Source organism: Alcanivorax sp. HI0044, from assembly GCF_001634945.1.
Map to the genome: position 1 here is coordinate 1 of NZ_LWEZ01001056.1, position 969 is coordinate 969.

A 969-nucleotide genomic window follows, 5' to 3' on the forward strand; every position below is an offset into this window, starting at 1 on the left:
ATGCGGCGCGGCCTGACGACGAGGGTGACTCATCACCGATCTCGAAGAAGTCATTCACCAACGCTTCGATATAGCGTTCAGCTTGCTTGTCGCTGGGGAGTTGGCCGGTAGTGAGCAGTTGCTCACCCAGCCATTCGCCCAACTCACTGACCACTTCATACTCGAAGATGCCGGGGCGCCCACGGGGCTCGAACCAGATGTGGGAGACGGTTTGCCACAGTGGGTCCAGGTATTCGCACGAGGCGATGATCAGCTCGATGCAGCCACTGTCCCAGGTCTCCAGGATGCGGCGACTGCGTCCCGGATCGCCGGGGTGGCACATCAGGCCTTCATGCAGGAACGCGCCCCACACCGCTGCCAATTCAGCAGGCATAGGGCGACAGTCCCATACCGCCAACAGGCGGTAGAGCCATTTCAAATTCATGGTGTTCTCCAGGTTGCTTTGAAGCGGGAATAGAGAGGGAGAAGAAAAGATCTAACCGGGGTCAGGCGACCAGCAGGGAGGTTTGTTCCAGAGCGCGTTGCTTGATCTGGGCACCCTTGCCGAACCAGGCTGAGTCCAGCCGGTTGTCGGTGCTGCGGGCACGACGCTCATGGTCCACGAACTCAGTCACCGCATTGAGCAGGCCGTAGGCCGTGTTCTTGGCGGACGCCAGCTCCGACCCGCGACCAGTCCCCTCATACAGAGTCATGGCTTTCTTCATAGCCTGCTCGTTGGCCTTCGCCGGCATGCCCGATGGCTGATAGCCGGTATCTGTGAAGATAGTCTGCATGACCTTCTCGGCGGTCTTGCGGGTGATGCGGCGCTCGCTGAGGGCCTTCAGGCGATACATGAAGTCATCCCAGGCAGAGACTGAGATACCCAGCTGTTTCTTCACAGACTGCGGATCAAAGGTGGTGTTGTGACGTACCTTCACCGCATGGGTGTTGCCATTCAGCGCCACCGCCAGGGTGTTGTTGCATACGACG

Annotated in this window: 2 protein-coding genes; both read right to left on the reverse strand. The window is 59.4% G+C overall.

Going from position 1 to position 969, the window contains the following annotated elements; translation table 11 throughout:
- Positions 1 to 424: hypothetical protein (locus A3730_RS12255; RefSeq protein ID WP_063521644.1), on the reverse strand; the 424-nt coding region annotated here is incomplete at its 3' end.
- Between the two features lie 61 nt (positions 425 to 485).
- A partial coding sequence (locus tag A3730_RS12260; RefSeq protein WP_156501187.1) for a DUF932 domain-containing protein occupies positions 486 to 969 on the reverse strand: 484 nt, incomplete at its 5' end.